Here is a 25,405-nt window from a genome sequence, read left to right as displayed (position 1 = left end):
CGCGGGCGGCCGGGCAGCCGGGAAGTTCCGGTGACGGTGTGTGCGGTGCCCTACGATCCCGAGCGGATCCAGGGGCACATGGCCCTGGGGGTCGAGCGGCCGTTCTCTCTGCCGACGACGCCCGAGGAGGCCACGAAGACAGCAGGTGGATGGTCGAGCGGAAGGTCGGGGTTCCAAGCAGTCAGGCCCTGCGCGCTTGGTACAAACAGCGGCTGGGGTACTAGTGTGATGCGTCGGAAATTACAGTCCTAAGTCTGTAGGCTGTTTTCATGTCACATCGGGGTCCGCGTGCTGTCGAGGTCGTGCTGTCCGAAGAGGAGCGCGCCGAGTTGTCGCGTTGGGCGGGTGGTGGGGCGGGATCTCGTTCGGCCGAGCGCGCGCGGATCGTCCTGTCTTGTGCGGATGGCGCGTCAAGTTCCCAGGTGGCGGCTGACTTGGGCGTCAACGTGGCGACGGTGCGCAAGTGGCGCTCCCGGTTCGCGGCTCACCGGCTGGCAGGTCTGGCCGACGAGCCGCGGCCGGGCCGGCGCAAGCCGGATCTGGTCCTCACCGAGACCGAGCACGCGCAGTTGACGCGCTGGGCGCGGCGAGCGAAGACCGCGCAGTTCCTGGCGTTGCGCGCGAAGATCGTGCTGCGCTGCGCGGAGGGTGGGACGAACAAACAGGTCGCCGCCGAACTCGGCATCGCGCAGGCGACGGTCAACCGCTGGCGGTCGCGGTTCATCGCGGGTCGACTGGACGGGCTTGCGGACGAGCCGCGCCCGGGTCGGCCGCCCTCGATCCTGCTTGACCAGGTCGAGGACGTGGTCATCGCGACGCTGGAGTCCACCCCGGGAGAGGACACCCACTGGTCGCGCACCTCGATGGCCAAGCGCACCGGTTTGTCGAAGTCCACCATCGGGCGGATCTGGAAAAAGTTCGACCTCAAGCCGCACCTGCAGGATTCCTTCAAGCTCTCCGCCGACCCGCAGTTCGTCGAGAAGGTCGTCGACGTCGTCGGCCTTTACCACAACCCACCCGAAAAGGCGGTGGTGCTGTGCGTCGATGAGAAGAGCCAAATCCAGGCGCTGGACCGCTCCGAGCCAGTGCTGCCGATGATGCCCGGCATGCCCGAGCGCCGCACCCACGACTACCTGCGACACGGCATCACGAGCCTGTTCGCCGCGTTCAACATCGCCGACGGCACCATCATCGGCCAACTCCACCGCCGCCACCGGGCAATCGAGTTCAAGAGGTTTTTGGTCACCATAGACAAAGCGGTGCCCGCCGGACTCGACGTGCATCTGGTGTGCGACAACTACGCCAGCCACAACACCCCTGAGATCAGAACGTGGCTGGGTCGGCACCCGCGCTTCCACGTCCACTTCTCCCCGACCGGCTCCTCCTGGATCAACCAGGTCGAGCGGTGGTTCGGCCTGTTGACCGACAAGCTGATCCGACGCGGTGTCCACACCTCCGTGAAAGCCCTCGAGGACGACATCAAGGCGTGGATCGCCACCTGGAATGAGAACCCGAGACCCTTCACCTGGACCAAAACCGCAGACGAGATCCTCAATTCACTCGCCGACTACCTCGCTAAGCTCGCCCCCGACACTAAAACAAGCTAGACACTTAGACGCGTAACTTCCGGCGCAGGACACTAGGCAGTGTCGTCAATTGATCTTGAGTGGTGGATCATAGTCGGGTGATACGTCGCCATGAACTGACCGATGTGGAATGGGAGTTCATCCGGCCGTTGCTGCCTGAGTCACTGAGCGGGCGGAAGCGTCTTGATGACCTCACTGTGCTCAACGGGATCGTGTGGAAGTTCCGGACCGGGACCGCGTGGCGGGATGTGCCCGAGCGGTACGGGTCGTGGCACACGCTGCGCACCCGCTTCCACCGGTGGGCTCTGGACGGCAGGTTCGAGCGGATGCTGCGGGCCGCCCAGACCCGGGCGGACGCAGCTGGCGACATCGACTGGCTGGTGTCGGTCGACTCCACCGTCGTCCGGGCCCACCAGCACGCGGCGGGGGCCCGAAAAGGGGGCTCCGCAGTCCCGGTCTCGGACGCTCTCGAGGCGGGCTGACCAGCAAAATCCACCTGGCCTGCGATGCCTACGGCCGCCCGCTCGCCTTGACCGTCACGAGCGGGAACACCAACGACTGCACGCAGTCCACCGCCGTGATGGAGGCGATCCGGGTTCCCCGCCCGGGACCGGGACGGCCGCGGGTCCGGCCCACCCACGTCCTGGGCGACAAGGGCTACAGCTCCCGGGCCATCCGGACGTGGCTGCGACGCCGGGGCATCGCCCACACCATTCCCGAGCGGGCCGACCAGATCCGCAACCGGCTCCGCCGCAGCAGCCGCGGCGGGCGGCCGCCGGCGCTCAGGCGCCGCCAACGGGTGCCGAGGGCGCGGCGGCGTTCCCTCAGACGGGCGGAGCAGAGCTGGACACGTCGACGCCGGACGGGTAAACAAGCACGCGAAGCCTCTGGTGGAGACGGTTCTCTTGGTCGAAAACCCATCTACCAGGGGCTTCACCCGTCTGTCAGGCCAACTACCCAACCCGGCCAGCAGGTTGGAAAGAGCTCTGTGTCTGCATTCGACCCGACACAGACCAGAAGGCTATCGACCAGTTGTGAAGTACGCAGTTGGCGGGGTTGCGGGCCCTTCAGTAGTGGCCTGCGCGAATGCTCTGTCTGCTATCGAGACAAACTGCATTCCTTTCAAGTCGCCCTGCGCTTCGTAGGATTGTCGACGCGGCTCTCTGCTCAGTTCCCAGTGCTTCCGAGCCACTTCACCTCGGAAGTGGGACAGAAACAGCAGAAGAAGTGTGTCATCGTTGAGCTGACGCAGCCGGAATTGGGAGGACCATTCACTTACAATCAAGTTGGTGAAAATTATCTGTCTTGCTTCTTCCGCGGACAGCGCGGTGAAGTCAGGTGCCCAACATGCCATAAACGTGGGGTCGTTCAAGGTCATCGCCATGAGTTCCCTGTGGGAGACGCGGGCCGCCTCCGCGTTCGCGAGCGCAGTTTGCCGCGCTTGGTACGTCAGTGCGGCAGCAACGCCCAAGAAAGCGGCTGCCGAGAGTAAGGCTGAGTAGACCTGACTCACCTCGCTGAGCTTCCCCCAGTCCGTTCCTGAGGGAGCAATCTCCAGGATCAGGATGGGAGCTAATGTCAGTACACAGGTGATCGTTATGCCTGCTATGACTCGCGCGAGCGTCTTCCGGCGCAGTGTGAGCCTCTGTGCCATGAGCCCCCCTCTGCCGCTGTACTCATCCTGCGTAGAGGCATACCCGGTCAGACTGCGAAACGTGTAGATCGCCCGAACCCTGACCGCAGTAGGTGGGAAAGGGCATGCGCGCTCGCGGTCGCAGTCCGCCTGGCAACTGAGACGGGAACTGAGACGGACGATGCAAAGGGCGGCACCCCGATGGGGTGCCGCCCTGTCGTTCTGCCTGCTCAAGGCGCTGGAGGCCATGGCGGGAATCGAACCCGCGTAACTCGCTTTGCAGGCGAGTCCCTCAACCACTCGGGCACACGGCCGGGATCAGGTGCGGCACGGCTCACTCGTTCCGACCTGATGCGTCGACCGTATGGCGGGGCGTTCCGGGGGCTCAAGAGGATCGCCGGGGCCGCAACAGGACTGCCATACGCCGTTCATGAACGGTGGGTCGTACGACCAAGGTCCCCCTCGATCACCGTCTCTGGACAGGGGCGAATCTTGGTCGAGCCCCTTACTCTGACGAACATGGCCGCTCTGAGACCTCGCGACACCGACGTCGCCGACGCCCCGCCTCCCGCCCCTGTGGACAACACCGCCGGCGTGCTGAGCCGGCCGTACCGGGCGCTGAGCATCGGCATCGTCTCCGTCGTCCTGCTCATCGCCTTCGAGGCGACGGCCGTCGGCACGGCGATGCCGGTCGCGGCGCGGGATCTGGACGGGCTGTCCCTGTATGCCTTCGCGTTCTCGGCGTTCTTCACCACCAGCCTGTTCGGCATGGTGTTCGCGGGCCAGTGGTCGGATCGCAGCGGCCCGCTTGCCTCGCTGACCTGCGGCATCGCCGCCTTCGCGGCCGGCTTGCTGCTGTCGGGGACGGCCGGGGCGATGTGGGTGTTCATCCTGGGGCGGGCCGTGCAGGGCCTCGGCGGCGGACTCGTGATCGTCGCCCTGTACGTCGTCGTCGGCCGCGCCTACCCGGAGCGGCTGCGACCGGCCATCATGGCGGGGTTCGCGGCGGGCTGGGTCGTCCCCTCCGTGGTGGGCCCGCTGGCGGCGGGCACGGTGACCGAACAGCTCGGCTGGCGATGGGTGTTCATCGGCATCCCGGTGCTGGTGGTGTTCCCGCTGGCGCTCGCGCTGCCCGCGATACGGCACCGGGCGGGCGGCCCCGCCGAGGGGGCTGTCACGGGGCCCTTCGACGGCCGGCGCACCCGGCTCGCCCTCGGTGTCTCCCTGGGCGCGGGACTCCTCCAGTACGCCGCCCAGGACCTCGCCTGGGTGTCCCTCCTGCCAGGCGTCGCGGGCGTCGCGCTGCTCGTCCCGTCGGTGCTCGGGCTGCTGCCCCGCGGCACCTACCGGGCGGCGCGCGGGCTGCCGTCCGTGGTGCTGCTGCGCGGAGTGGCGGCGGGCGCGTTCATCTCGGCGGAGAGCTTCGTCCCCCTCATGCTCGTCACCCAGCGGGGCCTGTCGCCCACGCTCGCCGGGTTCTCGCTCGCGGCGGGCGGCGGGTCCTGGGCGCTCGGGTCGTACGTGCAGTCGAGGCCGCGCCTGGAGGCGTACCGGGAGCGGCTGATGACGCTCGGCATGCTCGTCGTCGCGGCCGCGATCACCACGGCGCCCAGTGTGCTGATCCACTCGGTGCCCGTCTGGATCGTCGCCGTCGCCTGGGGGTTCGGCTGCTTCGGCATGGGTCTCGTCATCTCCTCGACCAGCGTCCTGCTGCTGCGCCTGTCCGCACCCGAGGAGGCGGGCGCCAACTCGGCCGCCCTGCAGATCTCCGACGGCCTCTCCAACGTCGTCCTGCTTTCCGCGGGCGGCGCCGCGTTCGCCGCGCTCGGCGGTGGCGCCCTCGCCCGTACGACGACCGAGGCGACCGCCGGCGGCTCCCACCCGGCGGCCTTCGCCGTGGTGTTCCTGCCGATGGCGGCGGTGGCGCTGGTGGGGGCATGGGTGACGACCCGGCTGCGGGAGCGGTGAGTCACGGGGCCCGCTCCGATGATCTGTGAGCCGTGTCGCACCCGGGCCCGATGCGGCGGTGTTGACCCGAGTGGCGGGTGGGCCCACCGGTAGGGTGGCCCGGTTGTCATACGTAGCCGAGCCACCCCAGCCCCAGCGAACCGGAGACCGTGAGTACCGCCGCCGCCAGCAGTTCCTCGCACTCGCACCATCTGTCTCCCGCCTTCCCCGGCCGTGCTCCCTGGGGTACCGCCGGCAAGCTGCGTGCCTGGCAGCAGGGGGCGATGGAGAAGTACATCCAGGAGCAGCCGCGTGACTTCCTCGCCGTCGCCACGCCCGGCGCCGGCAAGACGACCTTCGCGCTGACGCTCGCGTCCTGGCTGCTGCACCATCACGTCGTCCAGCAGGTGACGGTCGTCGCGCCGACCGAGCATCTGAAGAAGCAGTGGGCCGAGGCGGCGGCGCGGATCGGGATCAAACTGGACCCCGAGTACAGCGCCGGACCGCTCGGCCGGGAGTACCACGGCGTCGCCGTCACCTACGCGGGCGTCGGCGTCCGGCCCATGCTGCACCGCAACCGGTCCGAGCAGCGCAAGAGCCTCGTCATCCTCGACGAGATCCACCACGCGGGCGACTCCAAGTCCTGGGGCGAGGCCTGTCTGGAGGCGTTCGAACCGGCCACCCGCCGGCTCGCCCTGACCGGTACGCCGTTCCGTTCCGACACCAACCCCATCCCCTTCGTCGCGTACGAGGAGGGGAACGACGGCATCCGCCGGTCCGCCGCCGACTACACCTACGGATACGGCTCGGCCCTCGCCGACGGGGTCGTGCGGCCGGTCATCTTCCTCTCCTACAGCGGCAACATGCGCTGGCGCACCAAGGCGGGCGACGAGATCGCCGCCCGGCTCGGCGAGCCCATGACCAAGGACGCCGTCAGCCAGGCCTGGCGCACCGCCCTCGACCCGCGCGGCGACTGGATGCCCAGCGTGCTGCGCGCCGCAGACCAGCGTCTGACCGAGATCCGCAAGGCCATCCCGGACGCGGGTGCCCTGGTCATCGCCTCCGACCAGGAGTCGGCCCGCGCGTACGCCAAGCTCATCCGCGAGATCACCGGGCACCGCGCGACCCTCGTGCTGTCCGACGACGCCGGCGCCTCCGACCGCATCGACGAGTTCAGCCACAACGACGACCGCTGGATGGTCGCGGTGCGCATGGTGTCCGAGGGCGTCGACGTGCCGCGGCTCGCCGTCGGGGTGTACGCGACGACCATCTCCACACCGCTCTTCTTCGCCCAGGCCGTCGGCCGTTTCGTGCGGTCCAGGCGCCGCGGCGAGACCGCCTCCGTCTTCCTCCCGACCGTCCCCGACCTCCTCACCTTCGCCAACGAGATGGAGGTCGAGCGCGACCACGTCCTCGACAAGCCGAAGAAGGGCGGCGAGGAGGAGGACCCGTACGCCGAGTCCGAGAAGGAGATGGAGGAGGCCAACCGGGAACAGGACGAGGACACCGGCGAGCAGGACATGCTGCCGTTCGAGGCGCTGGAGTCCGACGCGGTCTTCGACCGGGTCATGTACAACGGCGCCGAGTTCGGGATGCAGGCCCACCCGGGCAGCGAAGAGGAACAGGACTATCTGGGCATTCCCGGCCTTCTCGAGCCCGAGCAGGTCGAGTTGCTGCTGCAGAAGCGGCAGGCCCGGCAGATCGCGCACAGCCGCAAGAAACCGGACACCGAGGCCGATCTGCTCGAACTGCCCGCCGAGCGGCGGCCCGTGGTCACCCACAAGGAACTGCTCGAACTGCGCAAGCAGCTCAACACGATGGTCGGCGCCTACGTCCATCAGAGCGGCAAGTCGCACGGCGTCGTCCACACCGAACTGCGCCGGGTGTGCGGCGGCCCGCCGAGCGCCGAGTGCACCGCGGGTCAACTGCGCCAGCGCATCGCGAAAGTCCAGGAGTGGGCCACCCGTATGAGGTGATGCCGCGAGGCGCCCGGCGGGCGTGCGGGACCGGGTGCGCGACTTTCCGGCGGGGACCGGGCCGTACATACCTCCGCAAAGAGAACGACCAGGTAAGGCTCGTTGACCGGATTCTGGACGGAGCCTTCCGCTGAGCGAACCAGCTCGCTACTGTCCCGCTACGCACACGCCCCGTGGCAGCGCCGCCGCGGAGCGCAGCCGTGAAGCGACTGAGTCCGGGAGCCGCCCGGGCCGCCGGCCGATCGGCGGCCTCTGAAGCGCGTCGCCGACGGGACTCGGTGTCGCATCTGCCGCGAGGGGCCGCCGTCCTTACCACTAAGGAGTGGGCGTCGTGACCGCGGAGACCTCCCAGACGCTCGACCGGGGCCTCAAGGTCCTCAAGCTGCTCGCCGACACCGATCACGGGCTGACCGTCACCGAACTGTCCACCAAGCTGGGCGTGAACAGGACCGTGGTGTACCGGCTGCTCGCGACCCTGGAGCAGCACTCACTCGTACGCCGCGACCTGGGTGGCCGCGCCCGGGTCGGCCTCGGAGTGCTGCGCCTCGGCCGTCAGGTGCACCCCCTGGTGCGGGAGGCCGCGCTGCCCGCGCTGCGGGCCCTGGCCGAGGACATCGGGGCGACCGCGCACCTGACCCTGGTCGACGGGACGGAGGCACTGGCGGTCGCCGTGGTCGAGCCGACCTGGACCGACTACCACGTGGCGTACCGGGCCGGGTTCCGGCATCCGCTCGACCGGGGAGCCGCCGGCCGCGCCATACTCGCCGCCCGTCTGCGGACGAGCACCGAGCCCGGCTTCACGCTCACCCACGGGGAACTGGAGGCCGGCGCGAGCGGAGCCGCCGCGCCGCTGCTCGGGGTGACGGGGATCGAGGGCAGCGTGGGGGTCGTGATGCTGTCGGATTCCATACCGGAGAGGGTGGGGCCGAGGGTGGTGGACGCCGCCCGGGAGGTGGCCGAGGCGCTGAGCTGACGACCGCCGCCGGGGTTCGCCGTCCGGGTCCGCTGTCCGGGGCCCTCAACCGCAGTCCCGGCACCGCCGTTCGCCCGCGCCGTCGCCCCGCCGGCCGTCCGGGTTCCGCCGACCCGCCCCCTCAACCGCAGCCCAGCACCCTCAACTGCAGCCACAGCACCAGCCGTTCGTCCGGGTCGTCCAGGTCGATGCCGAGCCGGCGCTGGATCTGGCGCAGGCGGTAGCGGCAGGTGTTGGGATGGACGCCCAGCCGTTCCGCCGCGCCCGCCATGTCGCCTCCGGCCTCGAACCACGCCAGCAGCGTGCGCGTATGGGCGGTGCCGTGCCGGGCGTCGTGGTCCAGGAGGTCCCGGCCCGCCCCCACCGTCAACTCCGGCTTCCCTCGCATCACTTCGGCCAGCCGCAGCAGCGTGATCCGGGGCCGCACCTCGGTCACGCACGCCACCGGCAGCCCGGGACCGAGCACCCGCAGCACCAGGTCCGCGTCGGCCCGGGAGGCCGGCGCACCGGCGATCGAGGGCACCACGTCGCCGAGCCCGGCCCGCACCGGTACCCGCAGCGCCGCCCCGGCCCGCCGTACGATGTCCTCGGCCAGATGCCGGTGCCGCTCGCCGCGTTCGCCCGGAGCGGGCAGCAGCGCGTACACGATCCCGTCGACGAGCACGCACGCGTGCCGTCCGTAGTGCGCCTCGCACTGGAGCCGCACCAGGTCCAGGAGCCGCAGCGCGGTCTGCTCGCCGTCCGGCGCGGACACCGTCGAGTCGACGGCGAACGCGGCCACCCGTACGGGTTCGGGACCGAGCCGGTGGACGGCCGCATCGGGGTCGGCCGTGCCGTCGAGGAGGCGGCGCAGCAGATCGCCGTCCTGGTGCCGGGCCAGTTCCTGTGCCGCGCGTGCCCGCAGCAGAAGCAGCGCCGCGGTGGAGGCGCCCTGGGTCAGCGCCTGTTCGGCGTCGGGCGCCAGCCCGCCGTCGTCCACGACCCAGAGCGAACCGAGCGTCTCACCGCCGGCCCGCACGGCGACCGCGATCCGGGGCAGCGCGCCCGCGAGCGCCGGGAGCCGCACCGGGCCCTCGGCGGCGAAGACGATCCGGTACTGCTCGGTGTTCTGCGGACTTCCCGGCACCCGGAGCCCGAGGATGCCCTGGCGGCGGTCCTCGTCCGTCGGCTGCCCGGGCACCGTGGAGTACGCGAGGATCCGCTGCCCCGGGTCCTCGATCGCGGTGGCTCCGCCGACCGCCGCGGCCACCGCGTCGGCCAGCGCGAACAGTTCACCGCGCGCGTCCCCACCGCCCGTCGTCACCGGGCGGGCGCCGATCGCCGAGGCCAGCAGCAGGTGCACCCGGTGCCAGGCGGCGTCCTCTTCGACGGAGAGCAGTGCGACCCCGGCCTCCTCGGCGTCGGCGACGGGCCCGTCCGCACCGCGTACGACCACGCCGGTCATCCCCGCCTGCGCGGCGGCCCGCACCAGCGGCCCCGCGGCCTTGGCGCGCACACCCACCGCGAGCAGCAGCGCGCCCGGCGCACGGGGGAGCGGGGCGTGGGCGTCGTACAGCAGCGCCTCGGTGACCGGCGCGGTGAGCCCGGCGGGCGCGGTGTGCAGCCGGACGGAGGGCTCGCCGACGACATCGATCAGGTCACCGAGGCTGCAGGCGTCCATGGGTGCCTCCTCCGCCGCTTTGGCCGATCCCACCAGGACGGTAGGCGGGTTTTGGCGTCGAGTGCAACGCGGCGCCCGCTCCGCGCCCGGAAACTCGAGCCATGACAGCAGACACGGACCTGTCCGCCGCCCACACGCGCGTGGCGAGGCTCGCGGACGACGCCGCGCAGGCCGCGGGCGTCCACCTCCGGACCGTGCACGACGTCACCGGCCTCGCCGCCGTGGCCGACTACTTCAGCGACGTCTGGCGGACCCCCCGCACCAGTCCGCCGATCCCCGCCGAAGTGCTGCACAGCCTGGTGCACTCGGGCGGTGCCGTGCACGCCGCCTTCGCGGGCGAACGGCTGGCAGGGGCCTGCGTGGCCGTCTTCGGGCCGCCCGCCGAGGCGGACGCCTACTCCCTGGTGGCAGCGGCCGACCCCGGCGTCGGGTACCCGGTCAAGCAGGCACAGCGCGCCTGGCTCCTGGGGCGCGGCGCCCGCACCCTGCGCTGGACCTTCGACCCGCTGGTCGGCCGCAACGCCCGCTTCAACCTGGCGAAGCTGGGTGCCACCGGCACGGAGTTCCTCGTCGACTTCTACGGTCCGATGGCCGACGGCGTGAACGACGGCGACGAGAGCGACCGGCTCACGGTCACCTGGGACCTGGCGGCGCCCCGGCAGCCGTACGAGAGCGGTGACCGCGCCTGCGCACCCGCCACGCACGAGGCCCCCGACGGCGCCCCGCTCGCCCGGCGGTCACAGGACGACCGGCATGTGTGGTGCCGCGTCCCGCAGGACGTCGTCGCCCTGCGCACCGCCGACCCGGCACTCGCCCTGCGCTGGCGGCACGCCGTCCGCGACGTCTTCAGGCAGGCCTTCGCCGAGGGGTTCAGGGCGACGGACATGTCCCGGGACGGCTGGTACACGCTCACCCGACCGGAGGGTTCCCTGGCATGAAACTCGAACGCGCCGAGATCGTCCACGTGGCGATCCCACTGGTCACGCCGTTCCGCACCTCCTTCGGGACGATGACCGACAAGGACACCTTCCTGCTGCACGTCGTCACCGACGCCGCCGAGGGCTGGTCGGAGTTCGCGGCCGACCCCGAACCCCGGTACTGCCCGGAGTTCGTCGCCGGAGCCGAGATCGTCCTGCGCGACTTCCTGCTGCCGCGCGTCGCCGCCCTGCCCCGTCTGACGGCGGCCGCGCTCGCCCCCGCCCTGGCGGGGATCAAGGGGCACGAGCTGGCGAAGGCCGCACTGGAGACGGCGGTCCTGGACGCGGAGCTGCGCTCGTACGGCATGTCCCTGGCGACCTACCTGGGAGCCGTACGGGACCGGGTGCCGTGCGGGGTTTCGGTCGGCATCAGGAACTCCGTGCCCGAACTGCTGGACGACGTCGAGCGCTACCTCGCCGAGGGATACGTCCGCATCAAGCTGAAGATCGAGCCCGGCTGGGACCTGGAGCCGGTACGCGCCGTGCGCGAGCGCTTCGGGGACGCGGTGCCGCTCCAGGTCGACGCGAACACCGCGTACACGCTCGCCGACGCGGAGCACCTGCGGCGGCTGGACGATTTCGGGCTGCTGCTCATCGAGGAGCCGCTGGACGAGAACAACCTTCATGCCCACGCCCGGCTTCAGCAGCGCGTCACCACCCCCGTCTGCCTGGACGAGTCCCTGCACAACGCCCGGGACACCGCTTCCGCGATCGCCATGGACGCCTGCCGGGTGGTCAATGTGAAGCCCGCGCGGGTCGGCGGTTACCTCGAGGCACGTCGCGTCCACGACGTGGCCCATGCGCACGGGGTGCCGGTGTGGTGCGGCGGCATGCTCGAGACGGGCATCGGACGCGCGCCCAACCTGGCCCTGGCCGCCCTGCCGGGGTTCACCCTGCCGGGAGACACCTCGGCGTCCTCCCGTTATTTCGCGGAGGACATCACCGAACCGTTCGTGCTCCGGGACGGACATCTGCCGGTGCCGTCCGCGCCCGGGATCGGCGTCGCACCGCTCCCGGAGGCGCTGCGACGCTTCACCACCGGGCGGACCGACCTGTACGGGGCATGACACCAGCGGCGGGACACTGTGCCGGCTCCCGTGCCGGTGCCGGGCTCGGGCGGCCCGGGGCCGTGGGATCCGCTCCGGCACCGCCCGGGACCTGGCACGAAGTCACCACCGCGTTAGATTGATCCCGTGTTCTCTCGCCTCTCGCGCCCCAAGGCCGCCGCCGTCTGCGCCCTGCCCGTCGTGGCCCTGCTCGCCACGGCGGCGTTCGCCCCGCTGCCTTTCGCAGTGGCGCAGCCCGGCCTGACGGCCAACGTCCTCGGCGCGAACAAGGGCACGCCCGTGATCACGATCAGTGGGGCGCCCATCCGCACGACCACGGGTCAGTTGCGGATGACGACGATCGAGGCCACCGGCCCCGACGCACAGGTCTCGCTCGGCGACGTGGTCGACGGCTGGGTCCGCACGGACCGCGCGGTGCTGCCGCGTGACGCGGTCTACCCGAGCGGGAACACCGTCAAGGAGATCGAGCAGCACAACACCGCGCAGATGAAGGAGTCCCAGGACGCGGCGACACAGGCGGCGCTGCGATACCTGGACCTCAGCGACCGGAACGTCAAGGTCACTCTGACGCTCGCGGATGTGGGCGGCCCGAGCGCGGGTCTGCTGTTCACCCTCGGGATCATCGACAAGCTGAAGGGCAACGGCAGCGGCGGCGACCTCACGGGCGGCCGCACGATCGCCGGTACGGGCACGATCGACGCGGCCGGCGCGGTCGGTGCCGTCGGCGGGGTCGCCCTCAAGACGCAGGCCGCCCGCCGGGACGGCGCGACGGTCTTCCTGGTCCCGAGGGCGGAGTGCGCCGACGCCAAGGCGGAGCTGCCGAAGGGGCTGCGGCTGGTGCCGGTGACCACCCTGAACGGCGCGGTCGACGCGCTGGTGGCGCTGCAGAAGGGGAAGGGCGCGGTCCCGAGCTGCTAGACGGTGGCGGGCCGGGGTGCGGCGGCGAGCCGCAGGCCGACCTCGACGAGGGTCCAGCCGAGGCGTACCCGCAGGTCGCGGGGGTGGCCGGCGTCGGCGGCGAGCCGGTGCGCGTCGGCCTCGGCACGGAGGTCGGTGGCGCGGGTGCGGTGCAGCTCGAGATGCGTGTCCGGGTGCATCGGTCGTGCCTCTCAATCCGTCTTGAGGGGGAAGAGGTGGGTGTGGACGCGCACCTGCTCGGTCCCCGGGGTGTTCTTGCCGGGGGAGAGGGCGCGGTACTCCTCGATGAGGGTGTGCATCCTTCCCACGAGTTCGCGGGCGAGTTCGGGCGTCAGCCGTAGCGTCGCGTCGCTCATGTCGTTGGCGCCGTGCCAGGCCTCGGGCCAGTCGTCGCGGGTCCCGAGCCAGGTCGACAGTTCGCGGGTGTGGGTGGCGGCGATCTCGTGCAGGTACAGGTCGGCCGCCCCCCGCACTTCAGGGCCGGCGTCCTTGAACGTGTTGCTGTCGAAGACCAGCGCCTCGTCCTGGGCCTTCCACCAGCGCTCCCGTCCCTTGCCGTGCTCCGGTGCGTCCACGACGAAGCCGTGGGCGGCGAGCTGGCGCAGGTGGTAGCTGGTCGCGCCGCTGGATTCGCCCAGCTTCGCGGCCAGCTGGGATGCGGTGGCCGGTCCGCCGCGCCGCAGTGCGTTGAGCAGCTGCATGCGCAGGGGGTGTGCGAGGCCGCGCAGCGAGCGGGCGTCGAGCAGGCGCGGTGGCCGCTCGTCCTCGTGCGGGGTGGTGTCGTCGGGCTCCTGCATGCATGCAAAGGTAGCGTTGCAAAGAAGTCGTTGCAAGGGGTTCTTTGCAAGTGGCTCCGCAGGACCACTACAGGCCCCTGAGGCCCCCGTCGAGCGTCATGGCCGTCAGCAGTTCCGCCATCGAGACCCCCCAGTCGATCAGCAGCGCCAGCGAGGTCGTGAGGACCGAGCCGAGCAGCAGCAGCGGCAGACTGTGATGGCTGATCCCGGCGGTGATGAGCACGCCCAGACCGCCGCCTCCGCCGAACGCCGCCAGGGTCGCCGTGCCGACGTTCAGCACCAGGGCGATGCGTGCGCACGCGAGGAGCAGCGGGAGGGCCATGGGCAGTTCCACGCGGGCCAGCACGTCCATCGGGGACATGCCGATGCCGCGGGCGGCCTCCAGCAGCGGCGAGTCGTTCTCCTTCAGCCCCGCGATCGTGTGGGACAGCACGGGCAGGACGGCGTAGGCGACGATGGCGACGAGGACCGCCCTGTGGCCGGTGCCGAGCCAGAGCACCAGCAACGCCAGCAGGCCGATCGCCGGGGCCCGCCGGCCCGCGGTGGCGATGGCCGTCGCCGTGGCGGTGAACCTGCCCGCCGCCCCGTGGGTCAGCGCGATGGCCAGGGGGATCGCGATGACCATCACCAGGAACGTGGCGAGCGTGGTCATTTCGATGTGCTGCCACAGTGCCTTCTCCACCCGGCCCTGGGAGAGGGCGTTCTGGGAGAACGTGTCCAGCCGGGCCTGCCGGAACCACAGCAGGGTCGTCAGCAGCAGGACCACCAGTGCCGCGGGCAGCAGGGTCAGCTTCTGCCACGTGATCCGCGGTGACCGGGGACCCGGCGGGGCGGGCGACCGGGTCTCCTCCTGCTCCTCCACCTCGTATGTGGTCACGTCGTCCTCTCCTCCGGTTGAACCGGTCTCGCGATCCGCCGGGGGACGGTCAGCCGCTCGAGCAGCAGGTAGGCGGCGTCGAACAGCACCGACAGGGCGAAGATGCCGAGCGTGCCCGCGAGCACCTCGTTGAGCGCGTTCTCGCTGTCCGGGGAGCCGAGGCCGCGGAAGATCTCGTTGCCGAGACCGGGTCCGGAGGCGTACGCGGCGACTGCGGCGACACCCACCAGCAGGCGGGTGGAGGCGCGGATCCCGGTGAGGATCGAGGGCCAGGCCAGCGGCAGCTCCACACGGACGAACCGGGCCCACCGCGACATGCCGATGCCCCGGGCCGCGTCCACCAGCGAAGGGTCGCCCGTGCGCAGGGCCACGAGGGAGTTCCGCACGATCGGCAGCAGTCCGCACAGGGTCAGCGCGGCGAGCGTCGGCGCCAGGCCCAGTCCGGTGACCGGGATCAGCAGGCCGACCAGCGCCAGGGTGGGGACGGTCAGGAAGGCACCGGTGGCGGCCGTGGCGAGGTCGCCGGCCCGCTCGCTGCGAGAGGCGACGAGGCCGATCAGCACGCCGAGGACCGCGGCGAGGAGAGTGCACACGAGGACGGCGCCGACATGTCCGCAGGCCTCTATGAACAACCGCCGGTGGCTGTCGGCCAGGTACTCGTAGAAGCTCACGTGCGCTCACCCCGGTGGGCTAGGTCCTCTGCCGGTCCTCCGCCGCCTGCTCCACCAGCGGGATGATCCGCAGCGGAACAGGGTTCTCCATGACGATCGCCGTGGAGGCCCGGACGATGCCATCAAAGCCGACAACTCGGTCGATCACACGTTGTAGGTCGGCATTCGAGCGAGCCACCAGCCGGCAGAGCATGTCCCCGCTGCCCGTCGTGGTGTGCAGTTCCAGGACCTCCGGGACGGTCGCCAAATGGGCCCGCACGTCGGGTCCTTGTCCCTGCCGGATCTGGAGCGTCGCGAACGCGGTGACGGGATAGCCGAGCGCGGCGGGATCCACCTGAGGGCCGAATCCGCGGATCACTCCATTGGACTGAAGCCGGTCCAGGCGCGCCTGGACCGTGCCGCGCGCCACCCCGAGCCGCCGGGACATCTCCAGCACCCCGATGCGCGGCTCGCGCGCCAGCAGCAGGATCAGCCGGGCGTCCAGTTGATCGATCGCCATACCCGCGCTCCCAGATGGTCATGATGTACAGAAAGCCCGTCGATACGGGGCTTCCACTGAGCAGATTGCCCAGCCGATACGCAAACTATTGCGCACCTTGCGAGGAAGGGTGAGGCTGCGGATATGACGCAGACCACACACCACACCCCCGACACCGCGCGCGAGGCAGACCCCTTCCCGGTGAAGGGAATGGACGCGGTCGTCTTCGCCGTGGGCAACGCCAAGCAGGCCGCCCACTACTACTCGACCGCCTTCGGCATGCGGCTCGTGGCGTACTCCGGACCGGAGAACGGCAGCCGTGAGACCGCCTCGTACGTCCTGGAGAACGGCTCCGCCCGTTTCGTCTTCACCTCGGTCATCAAGCCCGCCACCACCTGGGGCCACTTCCTGGCCGAGCACGTGGCCGAGCACGGCGACGGCGTGATCGACCTCGCGATCGAGGTCCCGGACGCGCGGGCGGCGTACGCCCATGCGATGGAGCGAGGCGCCCGCTCGGTCGCCGAGCCGTACGAGCTCAAGGACGAGCACGGTGTCGTCGTCCTCGCCACGATCGCCACGTACGGCAAGACCCGCCACACCCTCGTCGAGCGCACCGGGTACGACGGTCCGTACCTGCCCGGCTTCGCCGCCGCCGCGCCGATCGTGGAGCCGCCCGCGCAGCGCACGTTCCAGGCCATCGACCACTGCGTCGGCAACGTCGAACTCGGCCGTATGAACGAGTGGGTGGAGTTCTACAACAAGGTCATGGGCTTCACGAACATGAAGGAGTTCGTGGGCGACGACATCGCGACCGAGTACAGCGCGCTGATGTCCAAGGTCGTGGCCGACGGGACGCTCAAGGTCAAGTTCCCGATCAACGAGCCCGCGATCGCCAAGAAGAAGTCCCAGATCGACGAGTACCTGGAGTTCTACGGCGGTCCCGGCGTCCAGCACATCGCGCTGAACACCAACGACATCGTGCACACGGTGCGGACGATGCGCGCGGCCGGCGTGCAGTTCCTCGACACTCCGGACTCGTACTACGACACCCTCGGTCAGTGGGTCGGCGACACCCGTGTCCCCGTAGAGACCCTGCGCGAGCTGAAGATCCTGGCGGACCGCGACGAGGACGGCTATCTGCTGCAGATCTTCACCAAGCCGGTCCAGGACCGTCCGACGGTCTTCTTCGAGATCATCGAGCGCCATGGCTCCATGGGCTTCGGAAAGGGCAACTTCAAGGCCCTGTTCGAGGCCATCGAGCGGGAGCAGGAAAGGCGCGGCAACCTCTGAGCCGGTGGAGCGCCCGACCGAGCAGGGGTCGGCCGCGCGCTCCCGTGGTCCCGCGGGCGCCGCGAGAGCGCCCGCGGGACCACGGGCACCGTTCACGGCGGGGGACGGGCAGCCCCCGGGCCTGCCCCGTGCGTACGGGGTTCACACCGCTGCTCCCGAGTGCGACGCTGTGATCATGAGCCGTATCGAAGCCCCGCGCGACGAAGTCACCGGCAACCTCCTCGACCGTCTCAAGGCCGGCCTTCCGGCCGCCGCCGTCCTGAGCGACCCCGACGTCACCGCCTCGTACGCGAACGACATGGCGAGTTTCTGCGCGGCCGGCACCCCGGCCGTGGTCGTGCTGCCGCGCACCGTCGAGCAGGTCCAGCACGTGATGCGGACCGCCACCGAACTGCGCGTCCCGGTCGTCCCGCAGGGCGCCCGCACCGGCCTGTCGGGTGGCGCCAACGCCTCAGAGGGCTGCATCGTGCTCTCCCTGACGAAGATGGACCGGATCCTGGAGATCAGCCCGGTCGACCGTATCGCCGTCGTCGAACCCGGTGTCGTCAACGCCGCGCTCTCCCGCGCGGTGAACGAGCACGGCCTGTACTACCCGCCGGACCCCTCCAGCTGGGAGATGTGCACGATCGGCGGCAACATAGGCACGGCCTCCGGTGGCCTGTGCTGTGTGAAGTACGGGGTCACGGCCGAATACGTCCTCGGACTTGACGTCGTCCTCGCCGACGGACGCCTGATGTCGACCGGCCGGCGCACCGCCAAGGGCGTCGCCGGCTATGACCTCACCCGGCTCTTCGTCGGCTCCGAGGGCTCGCTCGGCATCGTCGTCCGCGCGATCCTCGCCCTGAAGCCGCAGCCGCCCCAGCAACTGGTGCTGGCGGCCGAGTTCGGGTCCGCGGCCGCCGCGTGCGACGCGGTGTGCCGGATCATGGCGGGCGGGCATGTGCCGTCCCTCCTGGAACTGATGGACCGTACGACCGTCAAGGCCGTCAACGACCTCGCGCACATGGGCCTGCCGGAAACCACGGAGGCCCTGCTGCTCGCGGCCTTCGACACCCCCGACCCGGCCGCCGACCTCGCCGCGGTCGGCGCGCTGTGCGAGGCGGCCGGCGCCACCGAGGTCGTACCGGCCGACGACGCGGCCGAGTCCGAAATGCTCCTGAAGGCGCGGCGGCTGTCGCTGACCGCGCTGGAGGCCGTCAAGGGCACCACGATGATCGACGACGTGTGCGTGCCCCGCTCCCGGCTCGGCGAGATGCTCGAAGGGGTCGAGCGGATCGCCGAGAAGTACCGGCTCACCATCGGGGTCTGCGCACACGCGGGCGACGGCAACACACACCCGACCGTCTGCTTCGACGCACAGAATCCCGAGGAGTCCCGGCGCGCCCGCGAGTCCTTCGACGAGATCATGGCCCTCGGCCTGGAACTCGGCGGCACGATCACCGGCGAACACGGCGTGGGCGTCCTGAAGAAGGAGTGGCTGGCCCGTGAGATCGGCCCGGTGGGCGTGGAGATGCAACAGGCCGTCAAGAAGGTCTTCGACCCGCTCGGCATCCTCAACCCGGGCAAGCTCTTCTGAGCCGCCCGGTGGGACGGGCGCCATCGGCACACAGCCGTGTGCACGCCGCGAGGGGGCGCGGCAGGCGTTACACGAGTTCGGATGATTTCTTTCGGGGTGTGTTCCAGGTGTGTGAAGGGATTGCGCGGTGTCGCCCGGAAAGGGGTGGGTACGGGCGGAGCGGCCGTACTCACACCCGGCTTCTGATAGATGTGGATGTCTACACGACCCCCCGAGCAGATACGGGACGACGGACATGAGCGCCCCAACCCCGGCACCCGGTGACGACAGGCCCCGCGAAGGCTATTACCCGGATCCGTCCATTCCTGGATATGTCCGGTACTGGAACGGTGTCGCCTGGGTGCCGGGCACCAGCCGGCCGGCGCCCGGCGACGGCCGACCGCTCTCCCCGCCGCCCGGCGACGGCCGACCGCTCTCCCCGCCGCCCGGCGCGGCACCGGTCCACCTCTCCGTGGAGGAGACCGGTCCGCACTTCTTCGACGAGGACCCGGTCGAGGAGACCCCTCAAGTGAGCCGGGCCGACGCCCAGCACGGCAGCCGGCCCGAGCCCGCCTCTGCGTGGGGCGCCGACCGCTCACGGCAGTCCGGTTTCGGCGGCGACCAGGACCGCCGGGTGTCGTGGGGCGCGTCGCAGGGCGCCGACCCGCGGCTCCCCCTCTCCGGGCGGCCCGACGGCACCGCGAACCGCACGGACGGCACGGCGACGATCCCGCCGGCCGACCCGGATTCCTCCCCGGTCCCGGACGGCACGGCCGTCTTCCGCCGGCAGCCGCGCGGCGAGGGCTCAGGCACCGGCGCCCGGGACACCTCCCGCACCGGTGGCCCCGCGCCCTCCGAGGGCACCATGACGTTCCGTGCGCTCTCCCCGCGCACGGGGGAGCAGAGCGGGAGCACGGGGGCGGCCGGGTCCGGTCCGGGGCGGCCGACGGCCGAGCCCTCCGCGAGCGCCCAGGCCGCGGCCCGCCAGGCCCTGGGGCTGGACCCGCAGGCGCCGGAGCCCGGCCCGCAGCGCACCGCGCCGCCGCGGCAGCCGTCCGCCCCGTCGCCGTCGGCACCCTCGACCGGTCTGCCCCCGCGGCAGCCGGCCGGCTCGCTCTCCCAGCAGCCCGCGACGAGCCTCCCGCACCAGTCCGGCGGACCGGCCGCCACGCCGATGACCACGGGCCCCGGCGGCGGCCAGCCGTCCTGGGCGCAGCAGGTACACCGGCTGGCGACCCCGGCATCCGAGGGCGACCGGCCCCTCCCGCCGTGGAAGCCGCCGGTGGACGACCCGTTCCAGGCGGTCGCCCGGGCACAGGCGGCTGCCCGGCCCGCGGGCCTCGGCAAGCGGCTGGCCGCCCGGCTCCTGGACACCCTGGTGCTGGCGGCGGTCACGGGCGTGGCCGCCGTGCCGCTGGGCACCAAGGCGATCGACCACATCGACGACAAGATCGACGCGGCCCGGCTGTCCGGCCAGACCGTCACGGTCTGGCTGCTCGACGGCACGACCTCGATCTACCTCGCCGTCGTGTTCGCCGTGCTCCTCGGCTTCGGCGTCCTCTACGAGGTGCTGCCCACCGTCAAGTGGGGCCGCACGCTGGGCAAGAAGCTGTGCGGCATCGAGGTGCGGGACATCGAGGCCCATGAGCCCCCGGCGTTCGGCCCGGCTCTGCGCCGCTGGCTCGTCTACTGCGTGCCCGGTCTGCTGGTGGTCGGCGTCGTCGGCGTCCTGTGGTGTCTGTTCGACCGTCCCTGGCACCAGTGCTGGCACGACAAGGCGGCGCACACGTTCGTGGCGGGCTGACCCGGACGGCCCTGTAGGGATGCGGAGCCGGAGGGTTCGCGGTCGACTCGGGCCATGAGCACCGAACCGCCGCCCCCCGGTTCCGGGGGGTCCCCGGACGACGATCCGTTCCGGAAGCAGCCCCCGCCGTCCGAGGGCGGCGGTTCCGCACCCCACTGGGGCTCACAGCACGGCGACCAGCCCCCGGCCGGCGGCCATCCACCTCCCGGGGGCGCGCCGCCGCCCGGCGGCGGCCAACCCCCTTACGGCGCACCCCCGCCCGGCGGCGGAGGCCCGTACGGCCCACCTCCGCCGTACGGTGGCGGCCCCTACGGAGGCGGAGGTCCCTATGGCGGCGGGCCCTACGGCCCGTACGGCGAGTCGGACCCCCTTGCCGGAATGCCGCCGCTCGCCGACAGCGGCAAGCGGGTGCTCGCCCGGATCATCGACATGATCATCGTCGGGATCATCGTCGTACTGCTGTCCTGGACGTTCCACACGACCGAGTACAACGTCAACGCCAACCGGGTCGAGTACGGCAAGTCCCTGGGCCAGTCCGTGATCGCCGCGGTGCTCTACACGGCCTACGACACGATCATGATCTCGAGGTCGGGGCAGACGCTCGGCAAGAGGCTGCTCAACATACGGGTGGCCAATCTGACGGACGGCTCCACCCCTTCCGTGCAGACGTCGCTGGTCCGGGCGCTGGTGCTGTGGCTTCCGTTCGCGTTCTGCTGCGCCTGTATCTGGACCGCGATCTGCGGCGGCTGGAGCTTCTTCGACCGGCCCTACAAGCAGGGCCTGCACGACAAGGCGGCCCGGACCGTGGAGGTCAGCACGGTGTGAGGGACCGAGCCGGCGGACGGCGGCGCACCAAGAACCGGCGGGCCCGTGCCATACGGGCCCGTCGGTTCCGTCGCTCGTTGTGCGGTTGTCCGAAGTATCCGTCAAGTGCTGTGCAAGCGCGCTCGGTTCAGGGGTGCGCCGTCTCGTGTACGGGCTCTGCGCCCGTGGTGGATCCGACGGACGCCGTCGGGCGTCCGGCCGGGGCCTGCCGTACGGCGGCGGGCCGCTCGGCCCCCGACGCGGACTTCGGCAGTGGGACCGTCACGGCGACGAGCAGTCCGAGAGCGAGTGCCGCGAGGGCGATCACGGCGATCCCCAGGCTCGAACTCGTCTGTGACAGCAGCAGCATGGCGAGGGTGGAGAAGATCACGGTGCAGGAACCGTAGGCGAGCTGTGCGGCGTTCGGACGAGGCATGGCCATTCCTCGGGGTGGGGGTCTCCCCCCGTGCCTCTCGCTATGGGGGAGGATGCGGACAACTGTGTGGATTGCCGGTGCACTTGGGGTCCAGCCCGGAATCGCGGGGTGACAAGGTGCCGGCAGGGCGATCCGCCGCCGTTCCGGCCGTACTGCCCGCCGACTCTATTCGCCTGCATGCCCGAGCGGAACCGCTGGTAAGCGTGACCTAACGCACGGTGCTGGTGCACGGGGGGCGCACAGAGTCATTCGGTCCACCGACTGGACGGGCTTACGCGCCTGTTGACAGGGGATTATGCCGTTCGCATAGCGGACGTCTGCTTCCGTTAATGCACTTGGCCTGTTCAAGTCAAGATCTGTCTTTTCTCTTAAACCTCCGGTCAAATGTCGTCACTTGACACACGCGTACACCGCGCGCGGACCTTCCAGGACAGGACCCCTCTTCCGCGCGATCGGACGCGTCGGGGAGGACTACAAGTGAACAGCAGATCCTGGACGTTCAGAGCGGCCGCCGCGGCCGTCACGCTCGCGGCGGCCACCGCCACGCTGTCGGTGTCCGCCGCGGCCCAGACCGGGCCGGGCGTCTCGTCGGTTGCCGCCAACCGGCACGACCCGCAGCCGGTCAAGAGCAGGGAGCACGACCTCGACGGACCGCTGAGCAAGACTCAGGATGCCCAGCGGGAGGAAGCACTGGGCCGGGTCATCTCGGGCAAGGCCAAGGTCACCGACCGCGGCGCGTCGAAGGTGGTGAAGCTCAGCAACGGCAAGTACGTCGAACTCGCCCGTGAGCGCACCGACAAGATCTTCACCATCCTCGCCGAGTTCGGCACCAAGACGTCGCAGTACGGCGGCACCGCGGGGCCGGCGCACAACCAGATAGCCGAGCCGGACCGCGCCGCGGACAACAGCACCGCGTGGCAGGCGGACTACAACCGGCAGCACTTCCAGGACCTCTACTTCTCCACGGACCCGAAGAAGAAGTCCCTCAAGCAGTTCTACGAGAAGGCCTCCTCGGGCCGTTACTCGGTCGACGGCCAGGTCCAGGACTGGGTGAAGGTCGACTACAACGAGGCCCGCTACGGCACCAACGAGTGTGACACCTGCGTGTGGAACCTCGTCAGCGACGCCCTGGTCAAGTGGGTCGCCCAGCGCAAGGCCGCCGGTGACACCGACGCCCAGATCAAGTCCGCGATCGCCCAGTACGACCAGTGGGACCGCTACGACCACGACGGCGACGGCAACTTCAACGAGCCCGACGGCTACATCGACCACTTCCAGATCGTGCACGCCGGTGAGGACGAGTCCGCGGGCGGCGGCGCGCAGGGCGAGGACGCCATCTGGGCGCACCGCTGGTACGCGTACGGCACCGACGCCGGCAAGACCGGCCCCGCGAACAACAAGCTCGGCGGCACCCAGATCGGCGACACCGGCGTCTGGGTCGGCGACTACACCATCCAGCCGGAGAACGGCGGACTCGGCGTCTTCGCCCACGAGTACGGCCACGACCTGGGCCTGCCCGACAACTACGACACCACCGGGCGGGCGGAGAACTCCACCGCCTTCTGGGACCTCATGTCCTCGGGTTCGTGGCTCGGCACGGGCAAGAACAGCATCGGCGACACCCCCGGCGACTTCACCGCCTGGGACAAGCTCGAGCTCGGCTGGCTGAACTACCGGGTCGTCGGCTCCGGCTCCCCCTCGCTGACGAAGCTCGGCTACTCGGAGTACAACACCGCGAAGCCGCAGGCGCTGATCGTCACGCTGCCGAAGAAGACGGTCACCACGGACCTCGTCGCCCCGGCGAGCGGCTCGTACCAGTGGTGGAGCGGCAGCGGCAACGGCCTGAACAACACGCTGACCCGTGACGTCGACCTGACGGGCAAGTCGTCGGCCTCGCTGTCCCTCAAGGGCTACTACGACATCGAGAAGGACTACGACTTCCTGTACACGGAGGTCTCCACCGACGGCGGCGCCACCTGGAAGGCGATCGACGGCACGGTGAACGGTGCCGCGATCCCGCGCGACGCGAGCGACCAGCCGGCCCTGACCGGCACCATCGACAAGTACGGCGACCTGGTCTACCCGCTGGACGCCTACGCCGGTAAGTCGATCAAGCTGCGCTTCCGCTACACCACCGACACCGGGGTGGCCCAGAAGGGCTTCGCGGCGGACGACATCACCATCACGGCCGACGGCTCCGCCGTCTTCAGCGACGGCGCCGAGAACGGCACCGGCGACTGGGCCGTCAGCGGCTTCTCCGTCAAGGGAGCCTCCTACAGCGGCGACTACCCGCAGTACTACATCGCCGAGAACCGCCAGTACGTGTCGTACGACTCGACCCTGAAGACCGGCCCGTACAACTTCGGCTTCCTGAACACCAAGCCGGGCTGGGTCGAGCACTTCCCGTACCAGAACGGTCTGCTGATCTGGCTCTGGGACACCTCGCAGTCCGACAACAACGTCAGCGCGCACCCCGGCGAGGGCCTGATTCTGCCGATCGACGCGAATGCCAAGCCGCTGAAGTGGGCGAACGGGACCTACATGCGCAACCGCATCCAGGCCTTCGACTCCTCGTTCTCCCTGGAGCGGACGGACGCGATCACCCTGCACAACAACGGCGTGGCCGTGAAGATCAACAGCCGCCCGGGCGTTTCGCTCTTCGACGACCACAAGGGCACGTACTACTACCCCGAGACCCCGTATGCGGGTGTGAAGGTGCCGGACACCCACACGAAGCTCAAGCTCCTGCAGCAGACGACGGACGGCAGCGTACTGACGGTGGCGGTGCTCACGCAGAAGCACTAGTTCCCGGACGATCATGTCCCTGGTGGCACCGATCACAAACTGAATAGTGTTTTCGCAGGTCAGAGTGCGATCGGCCGCGACCCTCTAGCGGGGCGCGGCCGATCGTGTTTAGGTGCGTCCTGTAGCTCTCTTATTGACACAAGGTCTCACGGGGGTGTGACAGGCATGGCCGCAGGAGGTTTCTGCAAGCTGCCGAGCGGCAGCGTGGTGGTGGCGCTGAACCTGCCCAGTCCAGGTTCGGGCAGCGGCTTCGTCCGCGTGCTCGTCCTCGCCCAGAACCGCGCACGGGCGCTGACGCGCCTGCGCAATCTGGGTCTGCGCGCCGTCTACCTGCGCGGCAACGTGGCTCCGCCGACCCCCGACGAGATCACGGCGGTCCTGCACCACCCCGACGGCCTGATATGGCGCACCGCCCCCGACAGCGCGGGCCAGGAGCTGTCCCAGGAGCTGTGGCACCCGATCAGGGCGCTGCTGAGGCGCCAGACGGCGCAGGCTCAGGCCTAGGAGGAGGCGCAGGAGGAGTGCGCGTGCCCTACACCACGGGCTTGCCGGACAGCTCCACGCCGGCCTCGCGCAGCTCCTCCAGCGCCCGCTCCGTGGTCTCCTCCGACACGCCTGCGGTCAGGTCCAACAGCACCTGGGTGCGGAAGCCCTGGCGCGCGGCGTCCAGGGCGGTGGCGCGTACACAGTGGTCCGTGGCGATCCCCACCACGTCCACTTCGTCGACCTCCCGCGCGCGCAGCCAGTCGCCGAGCGGCACCCCGTTCTCGTCGGCCCCCTCGAACCCGCTGTAGGCCGCCGCGTACGCGCCCTTGTCGAACACGGCGTCGATCGCGCCGGAGGCGACCGCCGGGGCGAAGTTGGGGTGGAAGCCCACGCCCTCCGTGCCCGCGACGCAGTGCGCGGGCCAGGAGTGCACGTAGTCGGGGTTGTCGGCGAAGTGCCCGCCGGGGGCGATGTGGTGGTCGCGGGTGGCGACGACATGCCGGTAGCCGGCGGGGGCCTGACCGATCAGCTCGGTGATCGCGGCGGCCACATCGGCACCACCGGCCACCGCGAGGCTGCCGCCTTCACAGAAGTCGTTCTGCACATCTACGACGATCAAGGCGCGGCGCATGGTCGGTGTCCTTCGGCTTGGCGGCGGATCGGAG

At 70.5% G+C, this 25,405-nt stretch carries 22 protein-coding genes, 1 tRNA gene and 2 pseudogenes; 14 read left to right on the top strand and 11 right to left on the bottom strand.

Annotated features, from left to right (window positions below; genetic code table 11):
- Positions 1-269: 269 nt before the first annotated feature.
- Positions 270-1,607: an IS630 family transposase gene (locus tag ABZ904_RS07675; RefSeq protein ID WP_361821765.1), complete on the top strand. Its 1,338-nt coding sequence runs from the start codon at positions 270-272 to the stop codon at positions 1,605-1,607.
- A 77-nt stretch (positions 1,608-1,684) separates the two neighbouring features.
- A pseudogene (locus tag ABZ904_RS07670) lies at positions 1,685-2,382 on the top strand (IS5 family transposase); the annotation flags it as partial.
- Here the strand turns inward: ABZ904_RS07670 and ABZ904_RS07665 are convergent.
- The 3 genes and pseudogenes from ABZ904_RS07665 to ABZ904_RS07655 all read right to left on the bottom strand — a co-directional run.
- A pseudogene (locus ABZ904_RS07665) lies at positions 2,361-2,464 on the bottom strand (IS5/IS1182 family transposase); the annotation flags it as partial. The pseudogenes ABZ904_RS07670 and ABZ904_RS07665 sit on opposite strands and share 22 nt — an antisense overlap.
- A 143-nt stretch (positions 2,465-2,607) precedes the next feature.
- Entirely contained in the window at positions 2,608-3,240 is a 633-nt protein-coding gene (locus tag ABZ904_RS07660; RefSeq protein WP_360991450.1) for a DUF6082 family protein, read from the bottom strand.
- Positions 3,241-3,458: 218 nt separating this feature from the next.
- A tRNA-Cys gene (locus ABZ904_RS07655) sits at positions 3,459-3,533 on the bottom strand.
- 205 nt (positions 3,534-3,738) lie between these two features.
- Between ABZ904_RS07655 and ABZ904_RS07650 the strand changes: the two genes are divergently transcribed.
- The 3 genes from ABZ904_RS07650 to ABZ904_RS07640 all read left to right on the top strand — a co-directional run bounded on the left by ABZ904_RS07650 (position 3,739) and on the right by ABZ904_RS07640 (position 8,115).
- Positions 3,739-5,187 carry an MFS transporter gene (locus tag ABZ904_RS07650; RefSeq protein ID WP_359410347.1) on the top strand — a complete coding sequence of 483 codons (1,449 nt, stop codon included), beginning with the start codon at positions 3,739-3,741 and terminating at the stop codon, positions 5,185-5,187.
- Positions 5,188-5,336: 149 nt separating this feature from the next.
- A complete protein-coding gene (locus ABZ904_RS07645; RefSeq protein WP_361821763.1) occupies positions 5,337-7,142 on the top strand; it encodes a DEAD/DEAH box helicase in 1,806 nt (601 codons plus the stop codon).
- Between the two features lie 331 nt (positions 7,143-7,473).
- Positions 7,474-8,115, top strand: a complete 642-nt coding sequence (locus ABZ904_RS07640) for a helix-turn-helix domain-containing protein (protein WP_360991460.1) — start codon at positions 7,474-7,476, stop codon at positions 8,113-8,115.
- Positions 8,116-8,236: 121 nt separating this feature from the next.
- On the opposite strand, the gene ABZ904_RS07635 is transcribed toward ABZ904_RS07640, so the two are convergent.
- The gene (locus ABZ904_RS07635) at positions 8,237-9,775 is read right to left on the bottom strand and encodes a helix-turn-helix domain-containing protein (RefSeq protein WP_361821760.1); all 1,539 of its coding nucleotides are present in this window, start codon (positions 9,773-9,775) and stop codon (positions 8,237-8,239) included.
- 101 nt (positions 9,776-9,876) lie between these two features.
- On the opposite strand from ABZ904_RS07635, the gene ABZ904_RS07630 reads away from it, so the two are divergent.
- From ABZ904_RS07630 to ABZ904_RS07620, 3 genes are all read left to right on the top strand, one after another.
- Positions 9,877-10,713, top strand: a complete 837-nt coding sequence (locus tag ABZ904_RS07630) for a chorismate synthase (RefSeq protein ID WP_359410343.1) — start codon at positions 9,877-9,879, stop codon at positions 10,711-10,713.
- Positions 10,710-11,819, top strand: coding sequence for an o-succinylbenzoate synthase (menC, locus tag ABZ904_RS07625; RefSeq protein WP_359410342.1), 1,110 nt, complete (start codon positions 10,710-10,712; stop codon positions 11,817-11,819). Before ABZ904_RS07630 ends, menC begins: the two co-directional genes overlap by 4 nt.
- A 126-nt stretch (positions 11,820-11,945) precedes the next feature.
- Positions 11,946-12,737, top strand: a complete 792-nt coding sequence (locus tag ABZ904_RS07620; RefSeq protein ID WP_359410341.1) for a S16 family serine protease — start codon at positions 11,946-11,948, stop codon at positions 12,735-12,737.
- Here ABZ904_RS07620 and ABZ904_RS07615 read toward each other — a convergent pair.
- The 5 genes from ABZ904_RS07615 to ABZ904_RS07595 form a co-directional block, all read right to left on the bottom strand.
- The gene (locus ABZ904_RS07615) at positions 12,734-12,916 is read right to left on the bottom strand and encodes a hypothetical protein (RefSeq protein ID WP_359410340.1); all 183 of its coding nucleotides are present in this window, start codon (positions 12,914-12,916) and stop codon (positions 12,734-12,736) included. The genes ABZ904_RS07620 and ABZ904_RS07615 overlap by 4 nt on opposite strands.
- 12 nt (positions 12,917-12,928) lie before the next feature.
- On the bottom strand, positions 12,929-13,534 hold the full coding sequence (locus ABZ904_RS07610; protein ID WP_359410339.1) for a helix-turn-helix domain-containing protein: 606 nt from the start codon (positions 13,532-13,534) through the stop codon (positions 12,929-12,931).
- Between the two features lie 67 nt (positions 13,535-13,601).
- The gene (locus ABZ904_RS07605) at positions 13,602-14,411 is read right to left on the bottom strand and encodes an ABC transporter permease subunit (protein ID WP_360991470.1); all 810 of its coding nucleotides are present in this window, start codon (positions 14,409-14,411) and stop codon (positions 13,602-13,604) included.
- On the bottom strand, positions 14,408-15,082 hold the full coding sequence (locus ABZ904_RS07600) for an ABC transporter permease (RefSeq protein WP_360991473.1): 675 nt from the start codon (positions 15,080-15,082) through the stop codon (positions 14,408-14,410). The genes ABZ904_RS07605 and ABZ904_RS07600 overlap by 4 nt, the downstream gene beginning before the upstream one ends.
- Before the next feature lie 19 nt (positions 15,083-15,101).
- On the bottom strand, positions 15,102-15,581 hold the full coding sequence (locus ABZ904_RS07595; protein WP_359410336.1) for an Lrp/AsnC family transcriptional regulator: 480 nt from the start codon (positions 15,579-15,581) through the stop codon (positions 15,102-15,104).
- A 123-nt stretch (positions 15,582-15,704) separates the two neighbouring features.
- Between ABZ904_RS07595 and hppD the strand changes: the two genes are divergently transcribed.
- The 4 genes from hppD to ABZ904_RS07575 all read left to right on the top strand — a co-directional run bounded on the left by hppD (position 15,705) and on the right by ABZ904_RS07575 (position 21,034).
- Positions 15,705-16,850 carry a 4-hydroxyphenylpyruvate dioxygenase gene (hppD, locus tag ABZ904_RS07590; RefSeq protein ID WP_360991477.1) on the top strand — a complete coding sequence of 382 codons (1,146 nt, stop codon included), beginning with the start codon at positions 15,705-15,707 and terminating at the stop codon, positions 16,848-16,850.
- A gap of 169 nt (positions 16,851-17,019) precedes the next feature.
- Entirely contained in the window at positions 17,020-18,426 is a 1,407-nt protein-coding gene (locus ABZ904_RS07585) for an FAD-linked oxidase C-terminal domain-containing protein (RefSeq protein ID WP_360991480.1), read from the top strand.
- A gap of 235 nt (positions 18,427-18,661) precedes the next feature.
- Entirely contained in the window at positions 18,662-20,209 is a 1,548-nt protein-coding gene (locus ABZ904_RS07580; protein ID WP_360991483.1) for an RDD family protein, read from the top strand.
- Between the two features lie 54 nt (positions 20,210-20,263).
- On the top strand, positions 20,264-21,034 hold the full coding sequence (locus ABZ904_RS07575) for an RDD family protein (protein WP_359391617.1): 771 nt from the start codon (positions 20,264-20,266) through the stop codon (positions 21,032-21,034).
- A 127-nt stretch (positions 21,035-21,161) separates the two neighbouring features.
- Here ABZ904_RS07575 and ABZ904_RS07570 read toward each other — a convergent pair whose 3' ends face one another.
- Positions 21,162-21,449, bottom strand: a complete 288-nt coding sequence (locus ABZ904_RS07570) for a hypothetical protein (RefSeq protein ID WP_359391616.1) — start codon at positions 21,447-21,449, stop codon at positions 21,162-21,164.
- Positions 21,450-21,926: 477 nt separating this feature from the next.
- On the opposite strand from ABZ904_RS07570, the gene ABZ904_RS07565 reads away from it, so the two are divergent.
- Together ABZ904_RS07565 and ABZ904_RS07560 are read left to right on the top strand one after the other, a co-directional pair.
- On the top strand, positions 21,927-24,254 hold the full coding sequence (locus ABZ904_RS07565; protein ID WP_360991488.1) for an immune inhibitor A domain-containing protein: 2,328 nt from the start codon (positions 21,927-21,929) through the stop codon (positions 24,252-24,254).
- A 165-nt stretch (positions 24,255-24,419) separates the two neighbouring features.
- A complete protein-coding gene (locus ABZ904_RS07560; protein ID WP_359391614.1) occupies positions 24,420-24,758 on the top strand; it encodes a hypothetical protein in 339 nt (112 codons plus the stop codon).
- Between the two features lie 28 nt (positions 24,759-24,786).
- On the opposite strand, the gene ABZ904_RS07555 is transcribed toward ABZ904_RS07560, so the two are convergent.
- A complete protein-coding gene (locus ABZ904_RS07555; RefSeq protein ID WP_359391613.1) occupies positions 24,787-25,371 on the bottom strand; it encodes an isochorismatase family protein in 585 nt (194 codons plus the stop codon).
- Positions 25,372-25,405 lie beyond the last annotated feature (34 nt).

Origin of the sequence: Streptomyces sp. NPDC046900 (assembly GCF_040644975.1) — a bacterium.
In the GTDB taxonomy this organism is placed as follows: domain Bacteria; phylum Actinomycetota; class Actinomycetes; order Streptomycetales; family Streptomycetaceae; genus Streptomyces.
The sequence above is the reverse complement of the archived record's forward strand: the minus strand, read 5'-3'. Positions and strand labels throughout refer to the sequence as shown.

Coding starts and splice junctions, on each gene's coding strand:
- ABZ904_RS07675 (WP_361821765.1), top strand. CDS start 270: ATGTCACATCGGGGTCCGCGTGCTGTCGAGGTCGTGCTGTCCGAAGAG.
- ABZ904_RS07660 (WP_360991450.1), bottom strand. CDS start 3,240: ATGGCACAGAGGCTCACACTGCGCCGGAAGACGCTCGCGCGAGTCATA.
- ABZ904_RS07650 (WP_359410347.1), top strand. CDS start 3,739: ATGGCCGCTCTGAGACCTCGCGACACCGACGTCGCCGACGCCCCGCCT.
- ABZ904_RS07635 (WP_361821760.1), bottom strand. CDS start 9,775: ATGGACGCCTGCAGCCTCGGTGACCTGATCGATGTCGTCGGCGAGCCC.
- ABZ904_RS07630 (WP_359410343.1), top strand. CDS start 9,877: ATGACAGCAGACACGGACCTGTCCGCCGCCCACACGCGCGTGGCGAGG.
- menC (WP_359410342.1), top strand. CDS start 10,710: ATGAAACTCGAACGCGCCGAGATCGTCCACGTGGCGATCCCACTGGTC.
- ABZ904_RS07615 (WP_359410340.1), bottom strand. CDS start 12,916: ATGCACCCGGACACGCATCTCGAGCTGCACCGCACCCGCGCCACCGAC.
- ABZ904_RS07610 (WP_359410339.1), bottom strand. CDS start 13,534: ATGCAGGAGCCCGACGACACCACCCCGCACGAGGACGAGCGGCCACCG.
- ABZ904_RS07595 (WP_359410336.1), bottom strand. CDS start 15,581: ATGGCGATCGATCAACTGGACGCCCGGCTGATCCTGCTGCTGGCGCGC.
- hppD (WP_360991477.1), top strand. CDS start 15,705: ATGACGCAGACCACACACCACACCCCCGACACCGCGCGCGAGGCAGAC.
- ABZ904_RS07580 (WP_360991483.1), top strand. CDS start 18,662: ATGAGCGCCCCAACCCCGGCACCCGGTGACGACAGGCCCCGCGAAGGC.
- ABZ904_RS07575 (WP_359391617.1), top strand. CDS start 20,264: ATGAGCACCGAACCGCCGCCCCCCGGTTCCGGGGGGTCCCCGGACGAC.
- ABZ904_RS07570 (WP_359391616.1), bottom strand. CDS start 21,449: ATGCCTCGTCCGAACGCCGCACAGCTCGCCTACGGTTCCTGCACCGTG.
- ABZ904_RS07560 (WP_359391614.1), top strand. CDS start 24,420: ATGGCCGCAGGAGGTTTCTGCAAGCTGCCGAGCGGCAGCGTGGTGGTG.
- ABZ904_RS07555 (WP_359391613.1), bottom strand. CDS start 25,371: ATGCGCCGCGCCTTGATCGTCGTAGATGTGCAGAACGACTTCTGTGAA.